Consider the following 26481-nt stretch of genomic DNA (forward strand, 5'->3'; position numbering starts at 1 on the left):
CACGGCCCGCTCCGGCGCGGGGAAGTCCGCTCCGATTTTCCCACGGGATGGTAGGGAGGTTCGCATGATTGGATTTGTGACATGGACAGAGGAGAAAGCGCCCCGGCGGACGGAGGAGATAGCGGTCCTGCGGATGCGGTTTTGCGCGGTGAGCGTGTCGCGGCGGAAGAATACACCTGCGGCTATTTTGCGCCGCCGGGCAGCCACCGCTGCGGGGAAGCTCCAAAAACTTGGCGTCACCCGCGCGGTGTTCCCCGAGGACTTTCCCTATGGGGCAATCTTTGCAAAACGGGGTATTTTACCGGTGGAGGTACTGCCGCTGTACCGCAGTCTTGCGGGGGAATGGCTCCGAGCGGCCCTTGCAGCCAAGGAGCTTTCCGGCGCGGCCACGGTGGCGGTGTGCGGTGATCGGCTTACGGGGGAGTTAGTGCGGACAGTGACGGAGCTGTGCCTGCGGTATCGGTACGTGCTGCTGGATATTCCCGACGGCGGGGAGGAGCTGGCGCGCCAGCTGCGGCGGGAATTCGGCGTGTCACTGATTCTGCGTCCTGCCGCCGGACAGATCGCAGCGGCGGATGGCGTTTTGCTCTTTACCCCAAGGCCCGAATTGCGCGGCGGCGTGGTTCTGGCGCTGTATGATGGAACGGAAGTGCCAAAAGATGTGACGTTGACTCTGCCCGCGCTGGAGGACCGGCTGCCCGTTGGCTGCTGCCGGGAGCAGCTGCTTGCCGCGCTGTGCGGGGCGGGTGTGCTGCGGGCCGCGCAGATCGAGATGAAGGTGGACTGACATTCGCTTTGACGGAAAAGGTGCGCCGCATACGAATTTTTTCGCGGGCGGCGCGGCCTTTTCTTCTCCGCTTGCAACTGATTTTTCCTGAAACCGCAATGGGCTGCCCCGTTTGGAGAGATTGCGTGTGGATGTAAAAGCGTTGACTTGAATCTTGCGGTGGCGTATGATATACTCACTTTCGTATTAAAATTTGGATTTGTATATTTAAATGTATCGGATCTGATTGAAAAAGAGGGGAGAAGGGAGAATATGGAGAAAATCACCAGTCGAAAAAATTCGCTCTGTCTTCAGATCCGAAAGCTGGCCGCGGACGGAAAATACCGCCGCGAGAGCGGCTGTTTCCTCTGCGACAGTCCCAAGCTGACGGAGGAAGCTCTCCGTTGGGCGCCGGAGACGGTGGATGCCGTGGTGATCACGCCGGGACAAGCTGTGGCCAATCTGCCGCCCAGTGTTCGGGTGGCGGAGGTACCGGAGGACGTTATGGCCTCCATCGCTCCCAGCAAAACGCCGCAGGGGGTTTTGGCCGTGTGCCGGACGCGGGGGACGCAGCTGCCGGAAAAACTGGACGGAAGCCGGTACGTGGTGCTGGACGGTGTGCAGGACCCCGGCAATGTGGGTACGATTCTTCGGACGGCGGACGCTTTCTGGGCGGACGGGCTGTTTCTGGTGAACGGCTGTGCCGATCTTTACCATCCCCGGACGCTGCGGGCCAGCATGGGCGCGGTGTTCCGCTGCCCGGTGTGGACCTGCGGCGCGGGAGAACTGTCCGCGCTGCTGAAAAAGAGCGGCGTGCCGTTGTACGGCGCGGCGCTGCGGGCGGATACCCGGGATATTCGGGACGTGGAGTATCTTCGGGCTGCCGCTGCCATTGGCAGCGAGGGACGTGGACTTTCCGACGAGGTTTTGGCCCTTTGCGACGCAACGGTCAAAATTCCCATGAGTGACCACTGCGAATCTCTGAATGCGGCGGCGGCGGCCGCCGCGCTGCTGTGGGAGATGGCGCGGAGCCGAAGGTAAGGAGGGACGTACATGTCCATGTTGAAATACTGGGTGTGGCTCTCGGAGCTTGCCGGCCTCGGGAATCAGACCCGGCTTGCGCTTTTGGAGCATTTCAACACGCCGGAGGATGTCTATTATGCCGACGAAGGTGAAATTCTGCTGACCGAGGGTATGACTCGGCGGGAGGCGGATGCGCTGAAAGCAAAGGACCTGACCGAAGCGGAGAAAATTCTGGCCGACTGTGAGCGCTTGGAACTTCAAGTCCTGACGCTTCGTGACGCGGCCTATCCCGTTCGGCTCAGAAGCATTTACGATCCGCCCTGCCTGCTGTATCTCCGGGGCCGGCTTCCTGAAGTGGACGAGCTGCCCGCCGTTGCCGTGGTGGGGACGCGCAAGGCGTCGCCCTACGGTATCCGCTGCGCGGAGGACTTAGCCTTTGGGCTGGCAGACGCGGGGGCACTGGTGGTCACGGGTCTTGCCCGGGGCATCGACTCTATGGCGGCGCAGGGCGCTTTGCGGGCTGGCGGAACGGTGATCGGCGTGCTGGGTGGCGGCGTGGACGTGATCTACCCCAAGGAAAACGGCTGGCTCTATGACGACGTGGCCGCCGCGGGATGCCTGATCTCGGAGTATCCGCCGGGTACGGAGCCGCTCCCGGCTCACTTTCCCATTCGCAACCGCATCATGTCCGGACTGAGCGTTGCCGCGCTGGTGGTGGAAGCTCCGGTGCGCAGCGGGGCGCTCATTACCGCCGGAATGGCGCTGGATCAGGGGCGGGATGTGTTTGCCGTCCCCGGCCCGATTTACGCGGAAAACAGCAAGGGCTGCAACCGTCTGATCCGGGACGGCGCGGGCGTGGCGGCGGAGCCGTGGGACATTTTACGGGATTACGAGGCCCAATTCCCGGGCAAACTGCGTGGAACGACCCGTTCCGCTCCGGGGCCGCTGGAAACTCAGCCTGGTCAAATGGTGGAAACCGCCGAACCGGCAATGCCGTCCCTCTCATTAAAGGGCGCGGGACTGACCGACGACCAGATTCTTCTTCTGCGCACCCTGACGGATCAGCCCATGCTGACGGACGACTTAATTGAGCTGACGGAGCTGCCCACCCGACGAGTGCTCTCCGCGCTGACCATGCTGGAAATCGACCAATATGTGACGCAGTGCAGCGGAAAACGCTATATGCGCGCTGTAACGCTTTCTGAATAAATTTTTACTTTGATCCCCGCAAAGTTTTGGAGGTAACTATGGCAAAGCAGAGCCTGGTCATCGTGGAATCTCCCGCGAAGGCCAAGACCATTGAAAAGTATCTGGGAAAGGATTTCCGCGTGAAGGCCTCCATGGGCCATCTGCGGGATCTGCCCAAGAGCACGCTGGGCGTGGACGTGGAGAACGACTTCGACCCGGTGTACCAGCCCATCAAGGGCAAGGAAGACATTATCAGCGATCTCAAAAAATCCGCCAAAGCGGCGGATACCGTGTACCTCGCGACCGACCCGGACCGCGAGGGCGAAGCCATTTCTTGGCACTTAAAGCAGCTTTTAAATCTTCCGGACAGCAAGACCCACCGCGTGACTTTTAACGAGATCACAAAAAAGGTGGTGCAGGAGTCCATTCAGGAGCCGCGGGACATCGACCAGAATCTGGTGGACGCCCAGCAGGCCCGGCGTATTTTAGATCGAATTGTGGGCTATCAGCTCAGTCCGCTCCTCTGGAAAAAGGTCCGCCGGGGCCTTTCCGCGGGACGGGTGCAGTCGGTTGCCACCCGCATGGTGGATGACCGCGAGCGGGAGATCGAGGCGTTCACGCCGGAGGAATATTGGACGCTGGACGCGATTCTACGCAGCGACGACGTGAAGCGGACGGAATTTACCGCCCATTACCACGGGCGGGACGGCAAAAAGGCAGAACTGAAATCCGCCGAAGAGGTGGAAGCCGTGGTAGAGGAGTCCAAGAATCAGGCGTTCGCCGTCAAGTCCGTGAAACGGACCGACAAGCAGCGCAGCCCGTCGCCTCCGTTTACCACCTCCACGCTTCAGCAGGACGCGTCCCGGAAACTGAGCATGACACCCCGGCGCACCATGGCCATCGCCCAGCAGCTCTATGAAGGCGTGGACATTGCGGGCGAGGGAACGGTGGGTCTGATTACCTATATGAGAACCGACTCCCTGCGTATCAGCGAGGAGGCGCTGGCCTCCGCCAAGAACTTTATTCTTGGCCGGTACGGCAAGGATTACTATCCCGCCCAGACCCGGCACTACAAGGCCAAGGCCAACGCGCAGGACGCCCATGAAGCCATCCGACCCAGCAACGTGACCTTAACGCCGGAGCAGGTGAAGGGTGACCTTACCGGGGAGCAGTACCGGCTGTATAAGCTGATCTGGAGCCGCTTTTTGGCCAGTCAGATGGAAAACGCCGTGTACGACAGCGTGTCTGTGGACATCGCGGCGGGGGTGCATATTTTCCGTGCCACCGCATCGGGCCTGAAATTTGCGGGCTATACCGCCGTTTACGAAGAGGGCAAAGACGAGGACAAAGAGGAAAAGGAATCTCCCCTGCCCGCTTTACGGGAGGGCCAGCCGCTGGATCTGAAGGAATTTAAGCGCGACCAGCACTTTACCCAGCCTCCCGCCCACTATACCGATGCCACCCTCATCCGCGCCATGGAAGAGCAGGGGATCGGCCGTCCCTCTACCTATGCGCCCACCGTGTCCACCATCATCGACCGGGAATACGTGATTAAAGAGGGCAAGTACCTCAAGATCACGAATCTGGGCCGGGTGGTGACGGAGCTGATGAAACAGCGTTTCTCCGACATCGCGGACCTTCAGTTCACTGCCCACATGGAGCAGAAGCTGGACTCTGTGGAGGAGGGGAAGACCCCCTGGAAAAACGTTCTGCGGGATTTCTATGGCGATTTTGACAAGAGTCTCAAGGATGCGGAGACGGCTCTGGAGGGTACCCGCATCAAGGTGCCTGACGAGGTCAGCGAGGAGATCTGCCCGGAGTGCGGGCGGAATCTGGTGGTAAAATCCGGCCGGTTCGGTCGCTTTTTGGCCTGCCCGGGCTATCCGGACTGTAGCTTTACCATGCCGCTGGTGGTGGTGATGCCGGGCCGGTGCCCAAAGTGCGGCGGACGGATCATGAAGCGCACCGGCGTGAGCAAAAAGACCAACAAGCAGTATAATTACTATTGTTGTGAGCATCGCAGTGCCAAGGATGAGTCCGCCAAGTGCGACTTTATGACTTGGGACGTACCGGTAAAGGACGACTGCCCGGTGTGCGGACAAACCATGTTCAAGCGGTCGGGCCGGGGCTATAAGCGGCCCTACTGTGTGAATCCCGCCTGCTCCAATTTCCTGCCGGAGGATCAGCGGGGTTACACCAAGAAGAAAACCGACGAGGGCGGCGAAACGGCCACGGAGACTTTGGAGTCTGCGGAAGAGTCTGCCGCGAAGAAGGCGGCGGCGAAAAAGCCTGCCGCCAAAAGGACAGCCGCAAAGACGGCGAAGCCCGCTAAGACGACCAAAACCACAAAGGCGACAAAGGCGGCGGACCCCGCCGATGGAACTGCGGCGGTCAAAAAACCGGCTGCGAAGGCTGCGGCAAAGGCGACGAAGACCGTTAAAACAGCCAAAACCACCAAGGCGACAAAGGCGGCGGACTCCGCCGACGGAACTGCGGCGGCTAAAAAGACGACTACGAAGACTGCGGCCTCGAAACCTGCCGCAAAAAAGCCCGCTCCGAAGAAAGCGGCGGCAAAAAAGAAAGAAGACTAATCTGCCTCTCGCGCCGCCAAGGCGTGAAATTCCCGTTCACCCTGAGGGGAGAGCATCCGAAAGGACACATTCATGAAAGTATCAGTCATCGGCGCCGGCCTTGCCGGCAGTGAAGCAGCATGGCAGCTGGCCCAGCGGGGTATTCAGGTAACGCTCTATGAGATGAAGCCCGAAAAGCGGACGCCCGCCCATGTGACGAACGATTTCGCGGAGCTGTGCTGTTCCAACTCCCTGCGCAGCGACCAGCTGGAAAATGCCGTGGGGCTATTAAAAGAGGAGCTGCGGCGGCTGGGTTCCCTCATCATGACCTGCGCGGACGCCACCCGCGTGGAGGCAGGCGGCGCGCTGGCGGTGGATCGCAACGGATTTTCCGCCATGGTAACGAAGAAAATTCGGAGCTGCCCCAATATTACCATAGTCCCCGGCGAGGTGACGGATTTGGCGGAGGGCGAGGTGCTGGTGGCCTCCGGCCCCCTGACCTCCGACGCGCTGGCCCAGCGGCTGCAAGAGCTTTTAGGCGCGGACACCGCTCTGCATTTTTACGATGCCGCCGCCCCGCTGATCGCGGCGGACAGCGTGGATATGAACTCCGCGTGGATGGGCAGCCGGTATGACAAGGGAACGGCGGATTACGCCAACTGCCCTATGACGCAGGCGGAGTATGACGCGTTTTGGCAGGCGTTGACCACCGCGGAGGAGGCCCCCGTTCACGGGTTCGAGGATCAAAAGGTGTTCGAGGGCTGTATGCCGGTGGAGGTCATGGCCCGCCGGGGCCACGACACGCTGCTGTACGGCCCCCTGAAGCCCCGCGGCTTGGACGATCCTCGAACGGGCCGCTGGCCCTATGCGGTGGTGCAGCTGCGCCGGGACAATTCCGACGGCAGTGTCTACAATCTGGTGGGCTTTCAGACCCATTTGAAGTTCCCGGAGCAAAAGCGGGTGTTCTCCATGATCCCCGCTCTGCGCAACGCGGAATTTTTGCGGTACGGGGTCATGCACCGCAATACATTTTTGGATTCTCCCCGCCTGCTGGACCGGTATTACCGGATGAAAAAGGAACCGCGCGTTGCCTTTGCCGGACAGATGACCGGCGTGGAGGGGTATGTGGAGTCCTGCGCCAGCGGATATCTGGCCGCGGTGGAGCTTTCCCGGCGGCTGCGGGATCTGCCGCCGCTGGATTTTCCCAGGGAGACTGCCATCGGGGCACTGGGACTTTATATCAGCGACACCGCCGTCACGGTGTTTCAGCCCATGAATATTAATTTCGGCATCATGCCGCCTTTGGACCATCGGGTCAAGGGAAAACGCGACAAGAATGCGGAGCTATCCCGCCGGTCACTGGAAATCGTGAACGGTATGCGGGAAGAGACGCTCCGGTAAACAGATTTTTGCGTGTCGCAGGGCATTCCCTCGGGGCGCAGCGAAAGGGATGGGCTATATGAAAATCATCGTAGATGCCATGGGCGGAGACAACGCCCCGATTGAGATCGTGAAGGGGGCGCTGGCTGCCCACAAAGCGTATGGCACAGAGATCGTGCTGGTGGGCCGGGCCGCGCAGGTGCTCAAAGCTGTGGAGGACTGCGGCGAGAAAACGCTGTCCGCCGGGGTGGAGATCCGAGATGCCAGCGAGGTGGTGGAGATCGCGGACGATCCTGCCACGGCATTTAAAAAGAAGAAGGATTCGTCCCTGACCGTGGGGCTGAACATGCTAAAGGACGGGCTGGGAGACGGATTCGTCTCCGCCGGCTCCACCGGCGCACTTCTCTCCGGGGCAACGCTCGTGGTCAAGCGCATCCGGGGTATCCGCCGGGCGGCGCTGTGCCCCCAAATTCCCGTGCTGGGAGGCCGCGCCGTGCTGTGCGATGCGGGGGCCAATGCGGAATGTACGCCGGAATACCTGCTGCAATTCGCGTTTCTGGGCAGTTACTATGCCCACCGGGTCATGGGCGTGGAAAAGCCCCGGGTGGGTCTTTTGAATATCGGCGCGGAGAGCGAAAAGGGCGATACGCTGCGCCATGAGACGTATGCCGTGCTGGATCGGGCGGGCCAAGCGGGACGCATCCATTTTATCGGCAATATCGAAGCGTCCGACGCCATGCTTGGCGGGACGGACGTGATCGTGACGGATGGATTCTCCGGAAACGTGATGCTCAAATCGCTGGAAGGCACGGCGAAGTTCATGTCCAAGGAGCTGAAGTCCATGTTCCTCTCCGGCACGAAAACGAAGCTGGCCGCTGTGCTGATGAAGGAGCAGATGGCCGGATTCAAACGGATGATGGACCCCGGCGAGGTGGGTGGCACGCCGTTTCTCGGCATCACCAAGCCGGTCATCAAGGCCCATGGCGGGTCTGACGCCAAGGCGATTCAAAACGCGGTGCGTCAGGCCGCGGAATTTGCCAAGAGCGGCTTTATCGCGGATGTGGAATCCAATATTGAGGCCATGAAATTGGATATGATAGAAAAAATCTGATATCCTATTGACAGAAATGCGGCTCTGCCGTATGATTACTCCAACAACGTGAGACCTGAGGGGTGACTGGTATGTCGAACGAAGAGGTATTTCAAACGATGCGCGATCTGGTGGCCGAGCAATTTGCTCAGGAGCCGGATGAAGTGACAATGGACACGTCTTTTGAGGAAGATCTTGGCGCGGATTCGGTAGATCTCGTGGAACTGGTAATGGCCATGGAGGAAGAATTTGACGTGGGTGAAATCCAAGAAGACGATCTGAGCGATTTGAAGACGGTGGGGGACGCGGTCCACTACATTGTCGGAAAACTGAACAAATGAGAAGGAATGCCCCGCCCAGTGCGGGGTTTCCTTTTGAGGAGTGTGAGTGTTCTTTTATGAGGGAATTGGAAATCAAATTGGACTATGCTTTCCGAAATACCGCTTTGCTGGACGAGGCGCTGAATCACAGCTCTTACGCCAACGAACACCGGGGGCGGAAAATGAACAGCAACGAGCGTCTGGAATTCTTGGGCGACTCGGTGCTGGGCTTTGTGACGGCGGAGTTCTTGTTTTTGCAGCATCCCGACCTGCCTGAGGGGGACTTGACCCGTATCCGGGCGGCGCTGGTATGCGAACAGAGCCTTTATGAGGTGGCGCGGAAGCTGGAACTTGGCCGTTACCTGAAGCTGGGTAAGGGCGAAGAAGCCGGAGGCGGCCGGGAGCGGACGTCCATTTTGGCGGACGCCACGGAGGCAGTCTTTGCCGCCGTGTATCTGGATGGCGGCATCGAAGCGGCTTCCGCGCTGATCCACCGGTGCCTGTTGGACGCGGAGAAGGAAGAGGCCGTGGAAGAGCGGCGGCGGGACTATAAAACGGAGCTTCAGGAGCTGGTCCAGCGCAAGGCGGATCAGAGTCTGCTTTACCGCATGGCGGGCGAAGAAGGGCCGGATCATGACAAGACCTTTTTGGCCGAGGTTTTACTCAACGGCGCGGTCGTTGGCGATGGCGGCGGCCACAGCAAGAAGGAGGCGGAGCAGTCCGCCGCCCGAACAGCTCTGGAAAAGCTGACAAACATACAAAAGTGAACGCAAGAGGCGGCGGGGAAACCCGCCGCCTCGGTCTGCTGAAAAGGGGGCGGAATCCGAACGGAGGGCAGTGCAATGCCTGTGTGTCTGCTGAACTGGGCCGACTGAAAATCCACCGCCGTGTGGGGACTGGTTCTGTCTGGCCGTCGTAAATATGACTGGAATTTTACAGGCTGCTGTGATATAATTCCAAATGGTATTGCGATCTGCGCTGGGTGGGAAGAATGCGTGTATCGCTGAAAACCGGATTTTGTCCGCTTGCGCGGGACCGGAGAATGATCTTACATATAAAAGGAGAGTGGAGCTTTTGTCATTGCTCACGTCTATCGTCCTGGGGTTTATTCAGGGCGTTTCTGAGTTTCTACCGATTTCCAGCTCCGGCCATCTGGCCATTGCGGAATATGTGCTGGGGCAGACGGGGCTTGGAACCCCGCCGGACTTTTTTGACGTGCTGCTGCATTTGGGTACGCTGGTGGCCGTGTTCGCGGCCTATTGGGCGGACATCAAGGCCATGGTTTTTGAGCTTTTCCACGGGATTGGGGACCTTGTTCATCATTCCACGCCCACGCCGCTGCCTCCGGCACGGCGGATGATCTTTCTCATCATCGTGGGGACGCTGCCGCTGTTTGCGGTGCTGCCCTTTAAGGACAAGATTGAGGGATTGTCCAGCAACATCTACTTTGTGGCTGTGGCGCTGATTCTGACCGGTTGCCTGCTGTTTGCCAGCGACCGGGTGCGCAGAGGCCGCAAGACCGAGCGTTCCGCCACGATGCTGGATGTGATTTTGGTCGGCATTGGGCAGGCCATTGCTACCTGCCCGGGCATTTCCCGCTCCGGAACCACCATTACCGCAGGGTGTTTTGTGGGCTTTGAGCGGAAATTTGCCGTGCGCTTTTCCTTCCTGCTGTCCATCCCCGCTGTGCTGGGAGCCAACATCCTGACGCTGAAGGACGCGGCGGAGGCCGGGATCAACTGGGGCGATGTGCCGGTATATCTGGCGGGAGTTCTGGTGGCTGCAGTGGTGGGATACGGCTGTATCCGGCTGCTGAAAATGATTGCGGACAAGGGAAAATTCGGCTGGTTTGCGTATTACTGCTGGGCCATGGGCCTTTTGACGCTGGTTGTCACCTTTGTCAAAAATACCACGGCTTAATTGAGGATTTTTACAGAAGAACGAGGGAGGTACCACTGTGGCGAGCACCGCGACGAAAAAGAAAGGAACGACGAAAAAAACCACCGGAGGCCGAAGAAAAGCGGCTCCTCCGGTGAAAAGACCTGTGCGCAGGGAAGCGGGAGGCATTGTTTGCCTTGTGCTGGCGCTGTGCGCAACAGTGAACTATTTCGGTGTTGACGCCGTTTTTATTGACTGGTTCGCCGTGCTGCTGAAGGGCCTGTTTGGGTATGGCTATTGGCTGGCAGGCCCTTCGCTTGTCTTGGCGGGACTCATTTTGTTGCTGCATCGCGGGCGGCCGGTGGCCGCGCGGGTGACTTGCGCCCTACTGATTACCCTCTTGTTCGGAACTCTGACGCACATGATTTTGCTGAAAGACGGATATGAGGTTGCGCAGGGCCTTTTGAAGACCCTGTGGACCACCGGCAATGCGCTTCAATCCGGCGGCGCGGTTTCCGGACTGCTTGCCGTTGGGGCTGTTATGGCGTTTTCAAGGATTGCTTCCATCATCATTTTCGTGGTGTTGGCTCTTGTGCTGCTCATGGTCGCGCTTCATATCACGCCTAGCGATCTTATGGAAAAGCACCGCAATCGCCCCCGGTACCAGCCGGAGCCTGAAAAACCCGCGCGTCCGGTTCCCGCCATTCCTGCCGAAGCGCCTCGCCGCAGGGGAGAGGCGCGCTCTGCCATCGACATTCCGCTGGATGGCGAGGAAAGACCGACACCGGAAAAGAAGCCGGGCCTGCTCAAAGGCTTTTTCCGCCAGAAATCGGATCAGCAGATCACGCCGGATCAGCTTTTGGCAGAGGAGGCGGCAAAGAATGCCGCCCATCCGGTTCAGCCTGAAACCCCGGTTGCTCCGCCGGAACCGTTCTCCATGCCCGCGCCGGTGGTTGCGCCGATCTTCACGCCGTCTCCCGCTCCCGTGCCGCCTCCCGCGCCTGCGGCGATTCCGGTAACCCCGGCAATTCCGGCGATGGCGCCGCCAGCAGCGGCGGAGAAGCCCAAGTCTGTCGTGGGAGAGGTGGCTGCGGCTACCGCAGAGGTCACAGCCCAGATCGAGGGCGCCATGACCGCCCCCGAAAATGCTTATCAGTTCCCGCCGATCACACTGCTCAGCGAGAATGCGGGCAGCGACTTTACCGAAGCCGGGGCGGAGCTGCGGAATAACGCCCGCCGTCTCAGTGAGACGCTGAAGAGCTTTGGCGTGGAGGCCACGGCGGGAGAGGTGGTCCACGGGCCCACCGTCACCCGGTATGAATTCGTGCTGGATCAGGGCGTGAAGCTTTCCAAAATCACAAACCTGTCGGACGATATTGCGCTGGCGCTGGGTGCCTCCGGCGTTCGCATCGCGCCCATTCCGGACAAAATCTCCGTAGTGGGCATTGAGGTTCCCAACAAGCATGTTTCCTCCGTCCTGATTCGGGACGTAGTGGAGTCCAATACCTTTGTAAACCACAAATCCACGGTGTCCTTTGCCGTGGGCAAGGACATTGGCGGGCACTGCATCGTGGGCGATATCGGAAAGCTGCCCCACGTATTGATTGCGGGAACCACCGGCTCCGGTAAATCCGTGTGTACCAACTCCCTGATTGTCAGTCTCATGTATAAGTCTACCCCTGATGAGGTGCGCTTTATCATGGTGGACCCGAAAATGGTGGAGCTGGCTCCCTACAACGGCATTCCCCATCTGCTGATCCCTGTGGTGACAGACCCGAAAAAGGCTGCCGGGGCATTGCAATGGGCGGTGTACGAGATGATGAAGCGGTACAAGATCTTTTCGGAGCACAACGTGAAGGATCTGAAGGGCTACAACGCCCTTGCAAGGACCGACGAAGAGCTGAGCACCATGCCCTCTGTGGTGGTGGTCATCGACGAGCTGGCGGACTTGATGCTGGTGGCGGCGAAAGAGGTGGAAGAATCCATCTGCCGCGTGGCGCAGATGGGGCGTGCGGCTGGGATGCACTTAGTCATCGCCACCCAGCGGCCCTCCGCCGACGTGATTACCGGCATCATGAAGGCAAATATCCCCAGCCGAATTGCCTTCGCCGTGGCGTCCTCGCTGGAATCCCGCATCATTTTGGACACGCAGGGCGCGGAAAAGCTGGTTGGCCGGGGCGATATGCTGTACTTCCCCCTTGGTTCCGGCAAGCCCACCCGTGTGCAGGGCTGTTTTATCAGCCCGGAGGAGATCGAACGGGTGGTGACCTTTGCCAAGCAAACCGGCGAAGCCCACTACTCCGACGAAGTTATGCAGAAAATTGAGGAGAGTGTGCAGGAGAAGGAAAAATCCGCGGGCGGAAAGAATGCCGCCGCCGTGGACGCCGCCGAGGACGAGGGAGACGAGCTGCTGCCCGCCGCCGTGGACGTGGTGCTGGAAACCGGACAGGCCAGCGTTTCCATGCTCCAGCGGCGACTGAAACTCGGGTATTCCCGCGCCGCCCGTCTGGTGGACCAGATGGAGCAGCGGGGGATTGTGGGTCCTTTTGAGGGGTCCAAGCCCCGCCAACTGCTGATTACAAAGGAGAAGTGGCAGGAAATGCAGATGGGCGGCCAGAGTTCCGCCGCGCCTCAACCTGATGCACCGCCCTTTGACGAAGCATCGCCGGAAGAAGAATAACGAGCGAACTAGACCGCCGGATGGGAGGAAAGTCTTCCTGTCCGGCGGCTTTTTCTTTGTTAAATATGTATAATTTTTAACAAGGATACTCCGTTTGGTACTGTACAAATTGTCATGTCCCACAGGGGGAAACCGACCATAGGAAAGTGTTGACAAGGGAGGCAAACGCGCTTAGAATGGAAGTATAAACCAGTGTGCGCAGGCAGTTTTGAAAATAATAAGGAGGTATCCTGTCATGAAATTTTCGAGCAAGATCGAAAAGTGCGGACTGTCCCCCATGCGGAAGTTCCACCCCTTTGCAGTGGCGGCGGAAGCAAAGGGACGCAAGATCTACCACCTGAATATCGGCCAGCCCGACATTGAAACGCCCCCCGTCTTTTTTGACGCGGTGAAGGAATTTAAGCAGCCTGTCCTGGCATATGCCCCATCCCCCGGAATCCCCGAACTGGTGGAAGCTGTTCGCAGCTACTATGCGAAGCTGGAAATCAAGCTGGAGTCCGGTGATATTCTGGCTGCCACCGGCGGCAGCGAGGCGCTGGAAATGGTTTTGGAGTGCATTCTGGACGACGGGGACGAAATCTTGATCCCTGAGCCTTTCTATCCCAACTACAACACATTTACCCGGGTTACCGGCGGAAAGATCCACCCCATCCCCACCACCCCGGAGGAGGGCTACCACTACGCCGACCGCAAGAAGATCGAGGCAGAGATCAACGAGCACACCCGCGCCATCATGGTCACCAACCCCGGCAACCCCACCGGCGTGGTTCTGACTCACGAGGAAATGAAGCTGATCGTGGACATTGCCAAGGAGCACAACCTGTTTGTCATCGGTGACGAGGTGTACCGCGAGTTTGTATATGGCGGCGAGAAGCTGGCCACCTTGCTGGAATTTGAGGATGCGGCAGAGAACGTCATCGTGATCGACTCCGTGTCCAAGCGGTTCTCCGCCTGCGGCGCCCGTGTGGGCGTTCTGATCTCCCGCAACAAGGAACTGATGTCCCACGCTATGAAGTATTGCCAAGGCCGTCTCTGCTCCGCCACGCTGGATCAGGTGGGCGCTGCCGCGCTGTACACAGTGGGTCCCGAGTATTTTGCCGCTGTTCGTGACGAGTACAAGAAGCGCCGCGATACCTGCATGGCCGGTCTTGAGAAAATTCCCGGCGTGGTTTGCAAGTGCCCCAAGGGCGCGTTTTACATCATGGCCAAGCTGCCGGTGGACAACACCGACACCTTCCAGCAGTGGCTGCTGGAGAACTTTGAGGATCATGGCGATACCGTTATGTTCGCCCCCGGCGAGGGCTTCTACGCCACTCCCGGTAAGGGCCGGGACGAGGTTCGCCTTGCTTACGTTTTGAAGCAGGCTGATCTGGAGCGTGCCATGGAGTTGTTGGCGCTGGGCATTCAGGCCTACAACGCCCGATAACTGAATCGGAAAAAGCCTGCGGCATAGCCGCAGGCTTTTTTGCCCGTAGAAAACGGTATAAGGAAGAGCTGCGGACACTTCCGCAGATTGCATCTAAAAGTTTTAGCTCCGAATGCAGGCGGAGGTGACCTGTTTTCTCCAACTGCGGGGACTGCACAGTGTGGTTCCGGAACTGAAATTCCGTGAGGCTCGGCAGGGCTTTTCAAACAACGCTCCCCCGAAAAAGGCAACGCCTTTTCCGGGGGAGCGTTTGGGTATCGTCTCAGATGCGGGCAACGCCGGTCCGCCGCGCCGCCTCCGCCACGGCCTTTGCCACGGCGGGACCGACGCGGGGATCAAAGGCGGCGGGAATGATATAGTCCTCGCTGAGTTCTTCATCAGAGATCAGCTCCGCCAGCGCGTGAGCGGCGGCGACTTTCATTTCCTCGTTGATGTCGCTGGCCCGAACGTCGAACACGCCCCGGAAAATGCCGGGGAAGGCCAAAACGTTGTTGATCTGATTGGGATAGTCGCTGCGACCGGTGGAAATCACCCGTGCTCCGGCGGCTTTCGCCTCGTCGGGGAAAATCTCCGGTGTGGGGTTAGCGCAGGCGAAGAGAATGGGGTCCTCTGCCATGGAGCGAACCATGTCCTGTGATACAGAGCCGGGGGCGGATACGCCGATGAATACGTCCGCGCCCGCCATAGCGTCCGTCAGAGAGCCTTTGAGATTACGGGGATTGGTGACCTCCGCCATCTCCGTTTTTATCCAGTTCATACCGGTTTCCCGGCCCTTATAAATGACTCCCGTGCGGTCGCAGAGGGTCACGTCCTTTGCGCCTGCGGAGAGCAGCAGTTTTGTGATGGCGATTGCCGCCGCGCCCGCGCCGTTGACCGTAATTTTTACGTCCTCCAGCCGTTTGCCGACGACCTTCAGCGCATTGGTAAGACCCGCCAGGGTGATGACGGCGGTGCCGTGCTGGTCGTCGTGGAAAATGGGGATGTCGCACTTTTCTTTCAGCTTCCGCTCGATCTCAAAGCACCGGGGTGCGGCAATATCCTCCAGATTTACGCCGCCAAAGCTGCCGGAGATCATATAAATGGTGTTGACGATCTCGTCCACATCCTTGCTCTTAATGCAAAGAGGGAAGGCGTCCACACCGCCAAATGCCTTAAATAGTACGCATTTTCCCTCCATTACGGGCATACCCGCTTCCGGACCGATATCACCCAGCCCCAGAACCGCGCTGCCATCGGTGACCACAAGGCACATGTTGTGGCGGCGCGTCAGCTCATAGCTTTTGCTGAGGTCTTTCTGAATTTCCAGACAGGGCTGAGCCACACCTGGTGTGTAGGCCAGAGACAGATCGTCTTTGGTGGACACCGGAACTGTGGCGACGACTTCAATTTTGCCTTTCCACTCTCCGTGCAGGCGCAGGGATTCCTTTGCATAATCCATGGTGCTTCCTCCTTGCCGCGCCACAAGGCGGACGCGGGTATTTGGTCTATTCGTCGAACGGCTGTGAAGCGGTGTTCGCCAATCGTTCCGCGCCGCAGGAACGCCCCCTCCGCCACAGGGCGGAACCGATGGAGTGCTGCGCGGAATCAGCCGCTTTTTCGACGATTATACCACAAATCTATGGAATGGGGAACGGCTCTTTCAGGAAACTTTGTAGAAAATTTGGAAAAAATCCCCTTGCAGCGCATGGATATAGGGGAAAAGTGAGATACTTTTGACACAGCGGCGCGCTTGTGTCCCAATAAAAAGGCGCATGGTATCAGCTAAAAATGAAAATAAAAGAATTTTATGTTTTTTTGTAAATTTTTCTGTGCCACTTTTAAAAAATAATTCTTAAATAATTTCGATATATTTAACAATTTTTTAACGCCATTTCCGGCAAAATAAAGAAAAAGTTGGGAAAGCGTTGTATGACTTGACGAACAACTTTGATGCATGTACAATAGGTTCACAGAATGTTCATGGACCGTGTACATCTCTGTAAAGCACTAATTCATTAAAGTGAAAGAGGGGAAAATTCAGTGGAAGAAAAGAAATTCCAGCCTTACATCCCAGCGGACAAAATCATGCCCGAGTTCACCGTGGTATCGGTAATTCTCGGTGCGATTCTGGCTGTTGTCTTCGGCGGCGCCAACGCGTATCTGGGATTGCGTGTCGGCATGACGGTGTCTGCCTCCATTCCGGCGGCGGTGCTGTCTATGGGTATCATTCGGTTCATTCTCAAGCGCGACTCCATTCTGGAAAACAACATGGTCCAGACCATCGGCTCTGCAGGTGAATCTGTGGCCGCAGGCGCTATTTTTACCCTGCCTGCCCTGTTTATGTGGGCGAACGAGGGCCTGTGCGAGGTTCCGTCCCTGATTGAAATCGGCCTGATCGCTCTGTGCGGCGGCGTGCTGGGCGTACTGTTCATGGTGCCCCTGCGCTCTGCTTTGATTGTGCAGGAGCACGGCACTCTGGCGTATCCCGAAGGGCAGGCCTGCGCTGAGGTTTTGATCGCCGGCGAAGAGGGCGGCGCCAAGGCGTCCACCGTGTTTGCCGGTCTTGGAATTGCCGCGGCATACAAGTTTGTTGCCGACGGACTGAAGGTGTTCCCCAGCGAGGTTGCCTATGAGATCCCGGCCTATAAGGGCTCCGGTATCGGTGTGGACGTTCTGCCGGCCCTTGCCGGCGTGGGCTACATCTGCGGCGTAAAGGTTTCCTCTTATCTGTTCGCGGGCGGCGTGACGGCTTGGTTCGTTCTGATGCCCCTGATCGCCCTGTTCGGCGGAGATACCGTGATGTTCCCCGCTGACGTGACGGTGAACGAGCTGCTGTTGCAGGGCGGCCCGGATGCCATGTGGAGCAAGTTCATCCGCTACATCGGCGCGGGCGCCGTGCTGGCAGGCGGAATCATGAGTTTGATCAGCTCCCTGCCCCTGATTGTGCGCACGTTTAAGGACGCCATCGGCGGCTATGGCAAAAACGGTAAATCCACACTGCGTACAGAGCAGGATCTGTCTATGCAGACCCTTCTGATCGGCATTTTGATTATGGCGGTTGCCCTGTGGCTGATTCCGTCCATCCCCCTGAATCTGTTCAGCGCTTTCATCGTTATCATCTTTGGCTTCTTCTTTGCAACTGTTTCCTCCCGCATGGTGGGTCTGATTGGTTCGTCCAATAACCCGGTCTCCGGCATGGCGATTGCCACGCTGCTGATCGCAACCCTCCTGCTGAAGGCCACCGGTCAAAACGACATCAACGGCATGATCGCTGCCATTACCATCGGCGGCGTCATCTGTGTCATTGCCGCCATTTCGGGCGATACCTCTCAGGATTTGAAGACTGGCTTCTTGGTGGGCGCGACCCCCAAAAAGCAGCAAATCGGAGAGATTGTGGGCGTTGTCGTCTCTGCCATTGCCATTGGTGCGATTATGTATCTGCTGAGTATGGCATGGGGCTATGGCTCCAACGAGCTGCCCGCTCCTCAGGCCATGCTGATGAAGATGGTGGTCGAGGGCGTCATGGGCGGCAACCTGCCTTGGACGCTGGTGTTCACCGGTGTGTTCATCGCGATTGTGGTTAAGGTGCTGGGCATCCCTGTGCTGCCTTTCGCCATCGGTCTGTATCTGCCCATCTATCTGTCCACCCCCATCATGGCCGGCGGCCTGCTGCGCTGGTTCATGGAAAAGCGCAAGTATGCCAATGAGAAGGCCAAGAACGACGCGGTTCAGTCTGGCGTGCTTTATACCTCCGGCCTGATCGCAGGCGAGGGCATTGTGGGCATCCTGCTGGCCGTGTTCGCAGTGGCCGGTCTGAATGTGGATGTCTCTGGTGTGTTCAGCATCGGCAAGATCGGCGGTCTTGTCTGCTTCGCCGCCATTCTCTTCACCATCTATCTTTTCGCCAACAAGGGCGCCAAGGCTGCCACGAAGGCCGACAAATAAGCGAGATTTATTTATCTTGAGAAAAACCCGACCGGGCTGTATACTATGAAGTATACAGCCCGATTTGGGCAAACAGGAGCGATGCGCATGGCAAATACAAAAGCGGCAAATTATCTGGACTATGTGCCGATGGCAAACCCCAAAAACAACTGGGACGAAAAGGACGGCGTTGTCACTATCCATATGATCCACCGGGGCTTCTACGCAAAAATCGCCCAGAAATTCTTCCATACCCCGCGCGTCAGCAACATCAATCTGGACGGATACGGCAGCTTCCTCTGGAAGCAGATCGACGGGGAAAAAACCGTGGGCCAGCTGGCGGAGCTGATGAAAGCGGAATTCGGCAAGGATGCCGAGCCTCTGTATGACCGGCTGGTGAAGTACGTTCAGATTCTGCGGAACAATGAATTTATCCTGTTCCGGGGAAGAGATAAGGCGGCCCGATGAGCAAAGGTATGATTGCACTGGGCATCGTCCTGTTTGCGATTGCCGGGGCCATTCTCTATGCGTGGGGACTGAAAAAATCCATGACCCAAGGCGAGGATCTTCAGCGAATGCTGCTGAACAGATGCGGCAGCAAGGTGCTGAAGTATCTCAAGAAAAACGGAACTATCTCGGAAAAAGAGATAGCCTCTTTGGTGACGGGCGTACAGGTCGGGCAGTTCTGGTCCCGCCGCCGCGCGGCGGTGCAGGACCCCCGAAAATTTACAAAACAGCTTATGGAATTCCTGTTGGATCAGCAGTATATTGAACCCGCAGACAAGGGATGCTACCGCATGAGGCGGTGAGCGGTTAAAAGGGACAAAAAAGTTTGTCCAATGCCTCCGGCGCGGCTTTTTCTCCGCTGATGCGGCCACCGACGCCCCTGAGCGAACAGAAAGGAAAGGTAGTTCTTATGGCAGTTTTGGACCAGTTGGAGCCGAAGAAGGTCTTCCAATTTTTTGAGGAGATGTGCGCCATTCCCCACGGCTCCGGAAACACGAAGGCGGTTAGTGACTGGTGCGCGGACTTTGCAAAGGCGCGTGGCCTTGAGTATCATCAGGACGCGGCAAACAATATCATCATCATCAAGGAAGCGACCGCCGGATATGAACAGGCGGAGCCGGTGATCTTGCAGGGCCATCTGGATATGGTCTGCGAAAAGGTTCCCGAGTGTGCCAAGGATATGGCGAAAGAGGGGCTGGATCTGGCGGTGGACGGCGATCTGGTTCTGGCAAAGGGAACCACGCTGGGCGGCGACGACGGAATTGCCGTAGCTATGGCGATGGCAGTTCTGGATGCGGACGACCTGTCTCATCCCCGTATTGAGGCTGTGTTTACCGTGGACGAAGAGGTCGGAATGCTGGGCGCGGAGGCGCTGGATGTGTCGCCGTTAAAGGGGCGGAAGTTCCTGAATCTGGACTCCGAGGCTGAGGGCATTTTCACCGTCAGCTGCGCGGGCGGCAACATGACAAAGTGTACGCTTCCCGTTCGGCGGAGCGACTTTACCGGCACAGCACTCACCGTGACGGTGGGCGGCCTGATTGGCGGCCACTCCGGACAGGAAATCAATAAGGGACGCGGCAATTCCAGCCTGTTGCTGGGCCGCGTGCTGCTTGCCATGAGTCAGGTTTCCGAGCTGCGTCTGGTGGCGGCGAACGGCGGATTGAAGGACAACGCCATTCCTCGGGAGACGACGGCCACCGTGCTGGTTGCCGATGAGGAGAAGGCCCGCGCCGCTGTGGAGCAGATGGATGCGGCCGTGAAAAACGAGTACCGTGTCACAGACCCGGATGTTTTTGTGCGTGTGTCTGCCGGGGAGACGGGGGATGCGCCTATGGATGCGGATTCCACGAATCGCTGTGTGTGCTTTCTTGCCTGCGCGCCCAACGGCGTTCAGGTCATGAGTGCCGACATTGACGGACTGGTGCAGACGTCCTTGAATCTGGGCGTGCTTGCCACGCGGGAAGACGCTATGATGGCTACCTTCTGCGTGCGCAGCAGCGTGAGCAGTCAGAAGGAGATGCTGCGGGCGCGGTTGACCTGCCTTGCAAAGCAGCTGGGCGGAAAGACGGAAGTCTTTGGCGATTATGACGCATGGGAATACCGCGCGGATTCTCCCCTGCGGGATTTGATGGTGGAGGTCTACAAAGACCAGTACGGCGAGGCCCCGGCAATTGAGGCGATTCACGCGGGTGTGGAGTGCGGACTGTTCTCCGGCAAGCTGCCCGGGCTGGACTGTGTCTCCATCGGCCCGGACCTGACGGAGATTCATACGCCCCGGGAGCGGTTGAGCATTGCGTCTACCCAGCGGATGTGGAAGTTCGTGGTGGAAGTGCTGAAGCGGTCCAAATAAGGACGGCGTATTTTCCGTAAATACCGCATGGAGGGCGCGCCTTTGGCGTACCTGCGGATTGCAGAGTGAAATTTAAAGCGAGGCGGCAGGCTATCAGCCTGCCGCCTCGCTTTTTGACTGCATTCTTTTGAAAAGGAAACCCCGCACTGGGCGCGAAATTCCTTCTCATATAAAACCGCCATACCACGGTGTGGCTTGGCACCAGGCGGCGCGTAGGCTTGAGCCGTCAAATACACACCCCGCAGGGCCGCCGCCATAAGCTTCCCGTCGCTTCACGCCAGCATAAAGCGGGGATTATTCCTTGGGCTTGTCTTCCTCTGTGAATTCCACATCCACGGCGTTTGCCTGCGCCTCGGAATCCCGAGCCGCCTGCTTTGCGGCCTTGGAAACTTGACTGGTGATCCAGATGTCGGACAGACCGTCATACAGCAGGAAAATACCAATGATCCGCACAATGGTGGACAGAACGGTAAAGGAGTAGAACACCAGAACCGCGCCCAGAACCAGCGTCACAAGTCCCAGAATCAGCGCCGCCGTCCAACGGGGATGATCTGCCCGGCGCAGTGCAATGGCATCTCCGAGGTCGCCGATACCGTGAATGCAGATGAGGGCGCCGATTACCCGGGGAACCAGAACCGCTACCAATTGAGGGCTGGCGATGATCCACACGCCCAGCGCTGCCAAAATGATGCCCAGTACCAGTATTCCGCCGGAATACAGGCTGCCGTCCCGGTGAGTGAGGAACAAAATCACGTCGATCACCCCGCAGATCAGCAGCACCGCCCCCAGCGCCAGACACAGTACGCTTGCTGAGGTAACGGGCCAGACAACCAGAACCAGACCGAGAACCGCATAGATGATTGCGTTAATCAGCGAGTTAATTTTAATTTTTTTCAGAAAACGATCCATTTTGTTTCCTCCCAACAATTTGTCAGAGCCAGATTACGCAGACTGATTTTCCGGCTCCACCACAACCCAAACCTCTTAATCCAGCTCCGTATATTTTGCCGCGTTTCCTCGTGCTTTTTCCACGGGGTATTTGGCCTCGTTTTTTGTAATTTTGTCATTCATAATCTTGTCCAGATCCAGCCCGCAGACGTCCGCCATCAAAATGCAGTAGCTTAATACGTCCGCCAGCTCCTCTCGGAGCCTGCCCAGTTTCTCCCGGCACTCCAAATCCCCGCCGCTCCATTGAAAAATCTCCAGCAGCTCCGCGGCCTCCAGATTCATGGAGATGGCCAGATCCTTGGGGGTGTGGAACTGCCGCCAGTCCCGGTCGTCCCGGAATTTCAAAACGCGGTTGATCGTCTCGTCTTTCAGCATGATTCTCTCTCCTTACGCCCGAATGGCCCAGCGCAGCTTAGTGGAACGCGCCCGGGGATTGCGGAAGCATTCTTCGGCGGATGGACGAGTGACTTCCTGCGCAGCCGCGCTGTAAACACCGGCGCGCAGCTGCTGCTTAAAGGCCTGCTTTACCAGCCGATCCTCCCCGGAGTGGAAGGTCAGGATTGCGGCGCGCCCGCCGGGCTTTAAAACGCCGGGCAGCTTGTCCAAAAAGCTGTACAGCGATTCAAACTCGCTGTTTACGTCGATGCGCAGCGCCTGAAATGCCCGCTGGCAGGATTTTTTAACAGCTTCCTTCCGTTCCCCGGCGGGGAGGAAGGAGAGGGCGTCCTCAATGATGGCCGCCAGCTGCTTGGTGGTGTCCACCGTTCCGCCCCGCTGAAAGACTTGAAAAACGGCGCGGGCAATGCGGTCGGCGTAAGGCTCGTCGGAATTTTCCACCAGCATGGCGGAAAGCTCTTCCTCGTCCAGCTCTCGCAGCCGCTGCGCGGCGGTAACGCCGGAGGTGGGGTCCAGCCGCAGATCCAGCGGGCCGTCATACTTGAAGGTAAAGCCCCGCTCCGGATCGTCAATCTGCATGGAGGAAACACCCAAGTCCGCCAGAACAAAGTCAAACAGAATGCCGGGAGCCGCCTGATCCAGCTGGGCAAAGTTCATCCGGCGGATGGTGAGAATCTCCGGCCCGTAGCCAAGGTCCTCTAAGCGCTTACGGGTCTTTTCAGACTCAATGGGGTCCACGTCCGTGGCGTAGAGATGGCCTTGGCCCTGAAGCTGCTCCAGCATTTTTCGGGTGTGGCCGCCGTAGCCCAGCGTGGCGTCAAAGCCCGTCTGCCCCGGCTGAATTTCCAGAAAATCAAGAATCTCCTTCACCATGATGGGAACGTGCATTCCCGCGGGCGTTTTACCGCTTTGCAGCACCTTCTCCACGTCGTCACCGTACTTTTCTGGGTTCAGTTCCTTATATTTTTCCCGGAAGTTCCGGGGATGCGTTCCCTGATAGCGCACGCGGCGCTTGTGCTCCTGTTCCATAACGTCAACTCCTTGCCTGCTTCGGTGTATCGCCCGCTCTTGCTGGGGCTGCCTTTAGCGGCGCACCTTGCAGAAGCCGAATCTGTCAAAACGCTGTCGGGGGTAGTTTTGGCAAAACCATGCGGCGATTATACGACGCGAATCCGAAAAGCGGTATTTATTGGAATATTATAGCACAGGGTGCGCGAAAAGAGAAGCGTCAATGTGTTGCATCGGCACAAAAGGAGGGACCCGGCCAAACGGCTGGGTCCCTGTGTTTCCGTTGCTTACAAAAGCGTTTCCTCGTTTTGCGTGTCGAAGAGGTGAACCAGATCATGCCGGAAGGAGAAATAGAAGGAATCCCCCCGATGCAGGCCATTTGGCCATTTTTCCGAAAGCTCCAGCGTGGGAACCCGCACAACCACGTCCTTTCCCTCTGCACTCACATGGAGGTGGATTTCACTGCCCATCATTTCGGATACATCCACCTGCGCGGCGACGGTGTGCGCCCCCGCCTGCGTCTCCAGCTGAATGTGCTCGGGACGGATACCGATGCTTACCGCCATAGGAGCGACGCCAGCGGCGTTTAGGGCCGCCTGCGTTTTCTGTCCCAGAGGAATGACTGCCCCGGCAGTCTCCGCCTGCCAAACGCCATTTGTCTGAATCAGCTTTCCGTCAAAAAAGTTCATCTGGGGCGAGCCGATAAAGCCCGCCACAAACAAATTGATGGGGTGGTCGAAAACCTCCTGCGGCGTACCGATCTGCTGGATGACGCCGCCTTTCATAATAACGATGCGGTCGCCCAGTGTCATAGCTTCTGTTTGATCGTGGGTGACATAGAGGAACGTGGTATTGATGCGGGTGCGCAGCTTGATTAGCTCCGCGCGCATTTGGTTGCGCAGCTTTGCATCCAGATTGGAGAGGGGTTCGTCCATCAGGAATACCTGCGGGTTCCGAACGATGGCCCGCCCGATGGCAACCCGTTGGCGCTGACCACCGGAAAGCGCCTTGGGCTTGCGGTCTAGGTACTGGGTGATGTCCAAAATCTCCGCCGCCTCGCGCACCTTGCGGTCCATTTCGTCCTTGGGCGTTTTCTTCAGCTTTAAGGAAAAAGCCATGTTCTCATAGACCGTCATGTGGGGGTACAGGGCGTAATTCTGAAACACCATGGCGATATCCCGGTCCTTGGGGGCCACATCGTTCATCAGCCTGCCACCCATGTACAGTTCCCCGCCGCTGATCTCCTCCAAACCCGCCACCATGCGCAGCGTGGTGGACTTTCCGCAGCCGGAAGGCCCCACCAGCACCACGAATTCCTTGTCGGCAATTTCTAGATTGAAATCCTGAACGGCCAACACGCCTTCATCGGTGATCTGAAGGTCAGCCAGTTTCTCGCCGCCGTCCTTTCGGTGCTTCTTGGCCTCTGTGTTGGGATAAACCTTCTTGATGTTTTTCAAAATAACTTCTGCCATGCTTAGGGCTTTGACGGAGCCGCTTCCGCGCCGCCGCCTCGCGGGCAGACTTACGTCCGCGCCGCCTTACGGCAAGCTCCACCGCTGCCGCACCGCAAGCCAAACGGAATACCTTTTTTTTCGTCCGGTCCGCCAAAAAGTGGAGCAGCGGAAACGGATTGAAATCGTGGGCGGGAAATGTTATTCCTTGACGCCGCCCAGCGTAACGCCCTCCACAATGTATCGGGAGAGAATGAAGTACATCACGAACATGGGCAGGATGGTGATGGACAGCGCCAGAAACACCACGCCGTAATCCGTACGGAAGGATTCACCCATCAGCATCTGCACAAACATGGGCAGGGTCTTTTTCCCACTGGAACTGATGATGAGGCTGGGGAGGAACAGATTGTTCCAGCTGGCAACGAACTGAAAAATGGCTTGTGTAGCCAGCGCCGGTTTCATCATGGGCAAAACGATGGTGTTGAAGGTGTGAAACTCGCCGGACCCGTCGATGCGGGCGGCCTCCAAAATGTCCAGCGGCAAGGTGGCTGCCAGATATTGGCGCATAAAGAAGACCACCGCGGGAGTTGTGATGGCGGGCAGAATTAAGGGCAGGAAGGTGTCAATCAGGCCCAGATGCAGCATGAATTTGTAAAAGCCAACGGCAAAGACCTGCGTGGGAACCATCATCACTGCCAGAATAAAGCCCCAAGCAAATTTTTTTGCCTTGAAATTATAAGCGTAAAGCCCATAGGCCGTCAGTGCTGAAAAGTAAACGGACAAAGCCGTATAGGGAACGGCAACGAGCAGGGAGTTGCCCATACTGCCCCACGCCGTGATGCCAACGCCCTTTTGCTTTTGCGTAAAGGTGGCGATGTTTTCCATGAGATGGCTGCCAAAGAGGAAGGAGATGCTGGATTTCACGTCGTTAGAGGTTCGCGTGGCGTTGATAAACATCAGGTAAAAGGGGAGCAGGCTGAGTATGCAAAGAAAGATCATGACCGCGGAGCGAAGCCGCCGTTGCCGCCGAAGGACTGGATTTTCCGGGGCGGAACGCCTCTTTTTCACGACTGCCCGCCCCCTTCCGCTTTTTTGCGCCGCCGTCCACTCTCGCTCTGGCGCATGGCTCGGAACAGGAACAGGCTGATGAGCACGGTGATAAGAAACAGCATAATGGAAACGGCGGCGGCCCGGCCGGTGTCCGTGCTGTGGAGCCGCATAATGTACATGGTCACGGTGGTGGAGGTATCGTCCGGCAGGCCGATGTATCCGCTGGCGTTGAACAGCGCCGGAATGTCATAGAGCTGAAGTCCGCCGATGGCGGAGGTCACCAGCACATAGACAAGGATGGGTTTAAGCAGCGGCAACGTGATGCGGGTGAACTTCTGCCAAGTGCTGGCCCCGTCCAGATCCGCCGCCTCGTAAAGACTGGCGTTGATGCCCATCATGCCGGAGATCAGGAGCAGGGTGGTGTTGCCGTACCACATCCAGAGCAGGATGAAGGAGATGGCAAGGCTGGTTTCCCAAGTGCTGGACATGATGTTGGAATTTTGAGAAATTAGCCCGGCGTTCCGCAGAACGGACATCAGCGGGCCATATTGACTCAAAAACGCGTAAAACAGCAGAGAAATGGAGGCGGCGGTGATGATATTGGGCATGTAGATCAGGACTTTGTAGGCTCCCTTGCCCCGCAGCCGAACCCGGCTGTCCGTCAGCCAAGCCGCCGCCAGCAGGGACAGAGCGATCTGAGGGATAAAGTTGAAGACCCAGATGCGCAGTGTGTTGCCCAGATATTTGAGAAAGTAGGCTTTCTCCCCGTCTGCCAGACCCAGCAACTTGAGATAGTTGCCAAGACCGGTAAACGTGATCGTCTCTTTTAAGTTGCGGGTGGTGTATGCAAACAGACTGTAATAAAAGGTGCTGATCAGCGGCCAGAGTGAAAAAACAGTGTAAACAATAAAGAATGGCAGGATAAACCAATACCCGTACTTACTGTAACGAACGCTTTTGAGTTTTTCCGGCTTTGTGGTTTTCATGGACGCACTTCCCCCATTTCCCGAAGCTCCCCCTCCCGCCTGTTTTGGGAGGGGGAGCC

Annotated in this window: 22 protein-coding genes; 15 read left to right on the plus strand and 7 right to left on the minus strand. The window is 57.8% G+C overall.

Annotated elements, in window-relative coordinates; genetic code table 11:
• Positions 1–64: 64 nt before the first annotated feature.
• The 11 genes from ON16_RS08170 to ON16_RS08220 all read left to right on the plus strand — a co-directional run bounded on the left by ON16_RS08170 (position 65) and on the right by ON16_RS08220 (position 14321).
• On the plus strand, positions 65–787 hold the full coding sequence (locus tag ON16_RS08170) for a hypothetical protein (RefSeq protein WP_040661204.1): 723 nt from the start codon (positions 65–67) through the stop codon (positions 785–787).
• Between the two features lie 252 nt (positions 788–1039).
• Positions 1040–1807, plus strand: a complete 768-nt coding sequence (locus tag ON16_RS08175; RefSeq protein WP_040661205.1) for a TrmH family RNA methyltransferase — start codon at positions 1040–1042, stop codon at positions 1805–1807.
• A 12-nt stretch (positions 1808–1819) separates the two neighbouring features.
• A complete protein-coding gene (gene dprA / locus ON16_RS08180; protein ID WP_040661206.1) occupies positions 1820–2998 on the plus strand; it encodes a DNA-processing protein DprA in 1179 nt (392 codons plus the stop codon).
• Between the two features lie 38 nt (positions 2999–3036).
• Entirely contained in the window at positions 3037–5568 is a 2532-nt protein-coding gene (gene topA, locus ON16_RS08185; RefSeq protein ID WP_040661207.1) for a type I DNA topoisomerase, read from the plus strand.
• Positions 5569–5640: 72 nt separating this feature from the next.
• The gene (gene trmFO / locus ON16_RS08190; RefSeq protein ID WP_040661209.1) at positions 5641–6948 is read left to right on the plus strand and encodes a methylenetetrahydrofolate--tRNA-(uracil(54)-C(5))-methyltransferase (FADH(2)-oxidizing) TrmFO; all 1308 of its coding nucleotides are present in this window, start codon (positions 5641–5643) and stop codon (positions 6946–6948) included.
• Positions 6949–7006: 58 nt separating this feature from the next.
• A complete protein-coding gene (gene plsX / locus ON16_RS08195; RefSeq protein ID WP_040661820.1) occupies positions 7007–8038 on the plus strand; it encodes a phosphate acyltransferase PlsX in 1032 nt (343 codons plus the stop codon).
• A gap of 71 nt (positions 8039–8109) precedes the next feature.
• Complete coding sequence (gene acpP, locus ON16_RS08200) at positions 8110–8358, plus strand: acyl carrier protein (protein ID WP_040661211.1); 249 nt, start codon at positions 8110–8112, stop codon at positions 8356–8358.
• A 56-nt stretch (positions 8359–8414) separates the two neighbouring features.
• Entirely contained in the window at positions 8415–9104 is a 690-nt protein-coding gene (gene rnc, locus ON16_RS08205) for a ribonuclease III (protein WP_040661212.1), read from the plus strand.
• 298 nt (positions 9105–9402) lie between these two features.
• Entirely contained in the window at positions 9403–10257 is an 855-nt protein-coding gene (locus ON16_RS08210) for an undecaprenyl-diphosphate phosphatase (RefSeq protein ID WP_081579636.1), read from the plus strand.
• Between the two features lie 37 nt (positions 10258–10294).
• Positions 10295–12895: a DNA translocase FtsK gene (locus ON16_RS08215; RefSeq protein WP_040661213.1), complete on the plus strand. Its 2601-nt coding sequence runs from the start codon at positions 10295–10297 to the stop codon at positions 12893–12895.
• A gap of 235 nt (positions 12896–13130) precedes the next feature.
• Positions 13131–14321 carry a pyridoxal phosphate-dependent aminotransferase gene (locus ON16_RS08220; protein ID WP_040661215.1) on the plus strand — a complete coding sequence of 397 codons (1191 nt, stop codon included), beginning with the start codon at positions 13131–13133 and terminating at the stop codon, positions 14319–14321.
• A 262-nt stretch (positions 14322–14583) separates the two neighbouring features.
• Here ON16_RS08220 and ON16_RS08225 read toward each other — a convergent pair whose 3' ends face one another.
• Positions 14584–15759 (minus strand): NAD(P)-dependent malic enzyme, encoded by a 1176-nt coding sequence (locus ON16_RS08225; RefSeq protein ID WP_040661216.1) that lies wholly within the window; start codon positions 15757–15759, stop codon positions 14584–14586.
• 581 nt (positions 15760–16340) lie between these two features.
• Here ON16_RS08225 and ON16_RS08230 point away from each other — a divergent pair.
• The 4 genes from ON16_RS08230 to ON16_RS08245 all read left to right on the plus strand — a co-directional run bounded on the left by ON16_RS08230 (position 16341) and on the right by ON16_RS08245 (position 20580).
• Complete coding sequence (locus ON16_RS08230; protein WP_040661217.1) at positions 16341–18245, plus strand: OPT family oligopeptide transporter; 1905 nt, start codon at positions 16341–16343, stop codon at positions 18243–18245.
• 87 nt (positions 18246–18332) lie between these two features.
• Entirely contained in the window at positions 18333–18692 is a 360-nt protein-coding gene (locus ON16_RS08235; protein ID WP_051131633.1) for a PqqD family protein, read from the plus strand.
• On the plus strand, positions 18689–19033 hold the full coding sequence (locus tag ON16_RS08240) for a hypothetical protein (protein ID WP_040661220.1): 345 nt from the start codon (positions 18689–18691) through the stop codon (positions 19031–19033). The genes ON16_RS08235 and ON16_RS08240 overlap by 4 nt, the downstream gene beginning before the upstream one ends.
• A gap of 107 nt (positions 19034–19140) precedes the next feature.
• A complete protein-coding gene (locus ON16_RS08245) occupies positions 19141–20580 on the plus strand; it encodes an aminoacyl-histidine dipeptidase (protein ID WP_040661222.1) in 1440 nt (479 codons plus the stop codon).
• Between the two features lie 294 nt (positions 20581–20874).
• Here ON16_RS08245 and ON16_RS08250 read toward each other — a convergent pair whose 3' ends face one another.
• The 6 genes from ON16_RS08250 to ON16_RS08275 all read right to left on the minus strand — a co-directional run bounded on the left by ON16_RS08250 (position 20875) and on the right by ON16_RS08275 (position 26422).
• Entirely contained in the window at positions 20875–21489 is a 615-nt protein-coding gene (locus tag ON16_RS08250) for an HdeD family acid-resistance protein (protein WP_040661223.1), read from the minus strand.
• 75 nt (positions 21490–21564) lie between these two features.
• Positions 21565–21903, minus strand: a complete 339-nt coding sequence (locus tag ON16_RS08255) for a nucleotide pyrophosphohydrolase (RefSeq protein ID WP_040661224.1) — start codon at positions 21901–21903, stop codon at positions 21565–21567.
• Positions 21904–21915: 12 nt separating this feature from the next.
• Positions 21916–22953: a 16S rRNA (cytosine(1402)-N(4))-methyltransferase RsmH gene (gene rsmH / locus ON16_RS08260; RefSeq protein ID WP_040661226.1), complete on the minus strand. Its 1038-nt coding sequence runs from the start codon at positions 22951–22953 to the stop codon at positions 21916–21918.
• A gap of 266 nt (positions 22954–23219) precedes the next feature.
• Positions 23220–24404: an ABC transporter ATP-binding protein gene (locus ON16_RS08265; protein ID WP_040661227.1), complete on the minus strand. Its 1185-nt coding sequence runs from the start codon at positions 24402–24404 to the stop codon at positions 23220–23222.
• A 180-nt stretch (positions 24405–24584) separates the two neighbouring features.
• Positions 24585–25454 (minus strand): carbohydrate ABC transporter permease, encoded by an 870-nt coding sequence (locus ON16_RS08270; RefSeq protein WP_051131634.1) that lies wholly within the window; start codon positions 25452–25454, stop codon positions 24585–24587.
• Positions 25451–26422, minus strand: coding sequence for a carbohydrate ABC transporter permease (locus ON16_RS08275; protein ID WP_040661228.1), 972 nt, complete (start codon positions 26420–26422; stop codon positions 25451–25453). Before ON16_RS08275 ends, ON16_RS08270 begins: the two co-directional genes overlap by 4 nt.
• Positions 26423–26481: the final 59 nt, after the last annotated feature.

It is taken from the genome of Oscillibacter ruminantium GH1 (assembly GCF_000307265.1).
GTDB lineage: Bacteria > Bacillota > Clostridia > Oscillospirales > Oscillospiraceae > Oscillibacter > Oscillibacter ruminantium.

Coding starts and splice junctions, on each gene's coding strand:
- rnc (WP_040661212.1), top strand. CDS start 8,415: ATGAGGGAATTGGAAATCAAATTGGACTATGCTTTCCGAAATACCGCT.
- plsX (WP_040661820.1), top strand. CDS start 7,007: ATGAAAATCATCGTAGATGCCATGGGCGGAGACAACGCCCCGATTGAG.
- ON16_RS08240 (WP_040661220.1), top strand. CDS start 18,689: ATGAGCAAAGGTATGATTGCACTGGGCATCGTCCTGTTTGCGATTGCC.
- acpP (WP_040661211.1), top strand. CDS start 8,110: ATGTCGAACGAAGAGGTATTTCAAACGATGCGCGATCTGGTGGCCGAG.
- ON16_RS08235 (WP_051131633.1), top strand. CDS start 18,333: ATGGCAAATACAAAAGCGGCAAATTATCTGGACTATGTGCCGATGGCA.
- dprA (WP_040661206.1), top strand. CDS start 1,820: ATGTCCATGTTGAAATACTGGGTGTGGCTCTCGGAGCTTGCCGGCCTC.
- ON16_RS08170 (WP_040661204.1), top strand. CDS start 65: ATGATTGGATTTGTGACATGGACAGAGGAGAAAGCGCCCCGGCGGACG.
- topA (WP_040661207.1), top strand. CDS start 3,037: ATGGCAAAGCAGAGCCTGGTCATCGTGGAATCTCCCGCGAAGGCCAAG.
- ON16_RS08220 (WP_040661215.1), top strand. CDS start 13,131: ATGAAATTTTCGAGCAAGATCGAAAAGTGCGGACTGTCCCCCATGCGG.
- ON16_RS08175 (WP_040661205.1), top strand. CDS start 1,040: ATGGAGAAAATCACCAGTCGAAAAAATTCGCTCTGTCTTCAGATCCGA.
- ON16_RS08275 (WP_040661228.1), bottom strand. CDS start 26,422: ATGAAAACCACAAAGCCGGAAAAACTCAAAAGCGTTCGTTACAGTAAG.
- ON16_RS08245 (WP_040661222.1), top strand. CDS start 19,141: ATGGCAGTTTTGGACCAGTTGGAGCCGAAGAAGGTCTTCCAATTTTTT.
- ON16_RS08265 (WP_040661227.1), bottom strand. CDS start 24,404: ATGGCAGAAGTTATTTTGAAAAACATCAAGAAGGTTTATCCCAACACA.
- rsmH (WP_040661226.1), bottom strand. CDS start 22,953: ATGGAACAGGAGCACAAGCGCCGCGTGCGCTATCAGGGAACGCATCCC.
- ON16_RS08255 (WP_040661224.1), bottom strand. CDS start 21,903: ATGCTGAAAGACGAGACGATCAACCGCGTTTTGAAATTCCGGGACGAC.
- ON16_RS08250 (WP_040661223.1), bottom strand. CDS start 21,489: ATGGATCGTTTTCTGAAAAAAATTAAAATTAACTCGCTGATTAACGCA.
- trmFO (WP_040661209.1), top strand. CDS start 5,641: ATGAAAGTATCAGTCATCGGCGCCGGCCTTGCCGGCAGTGAAGCAGCA.
- ON16_RS08225 (WP_040661216.1), bottom strand. CDS start 15,759: ATGGATTATGCAAAGGAATCCCTGCGCCTGCACGGAGAGTGGAAAGGC.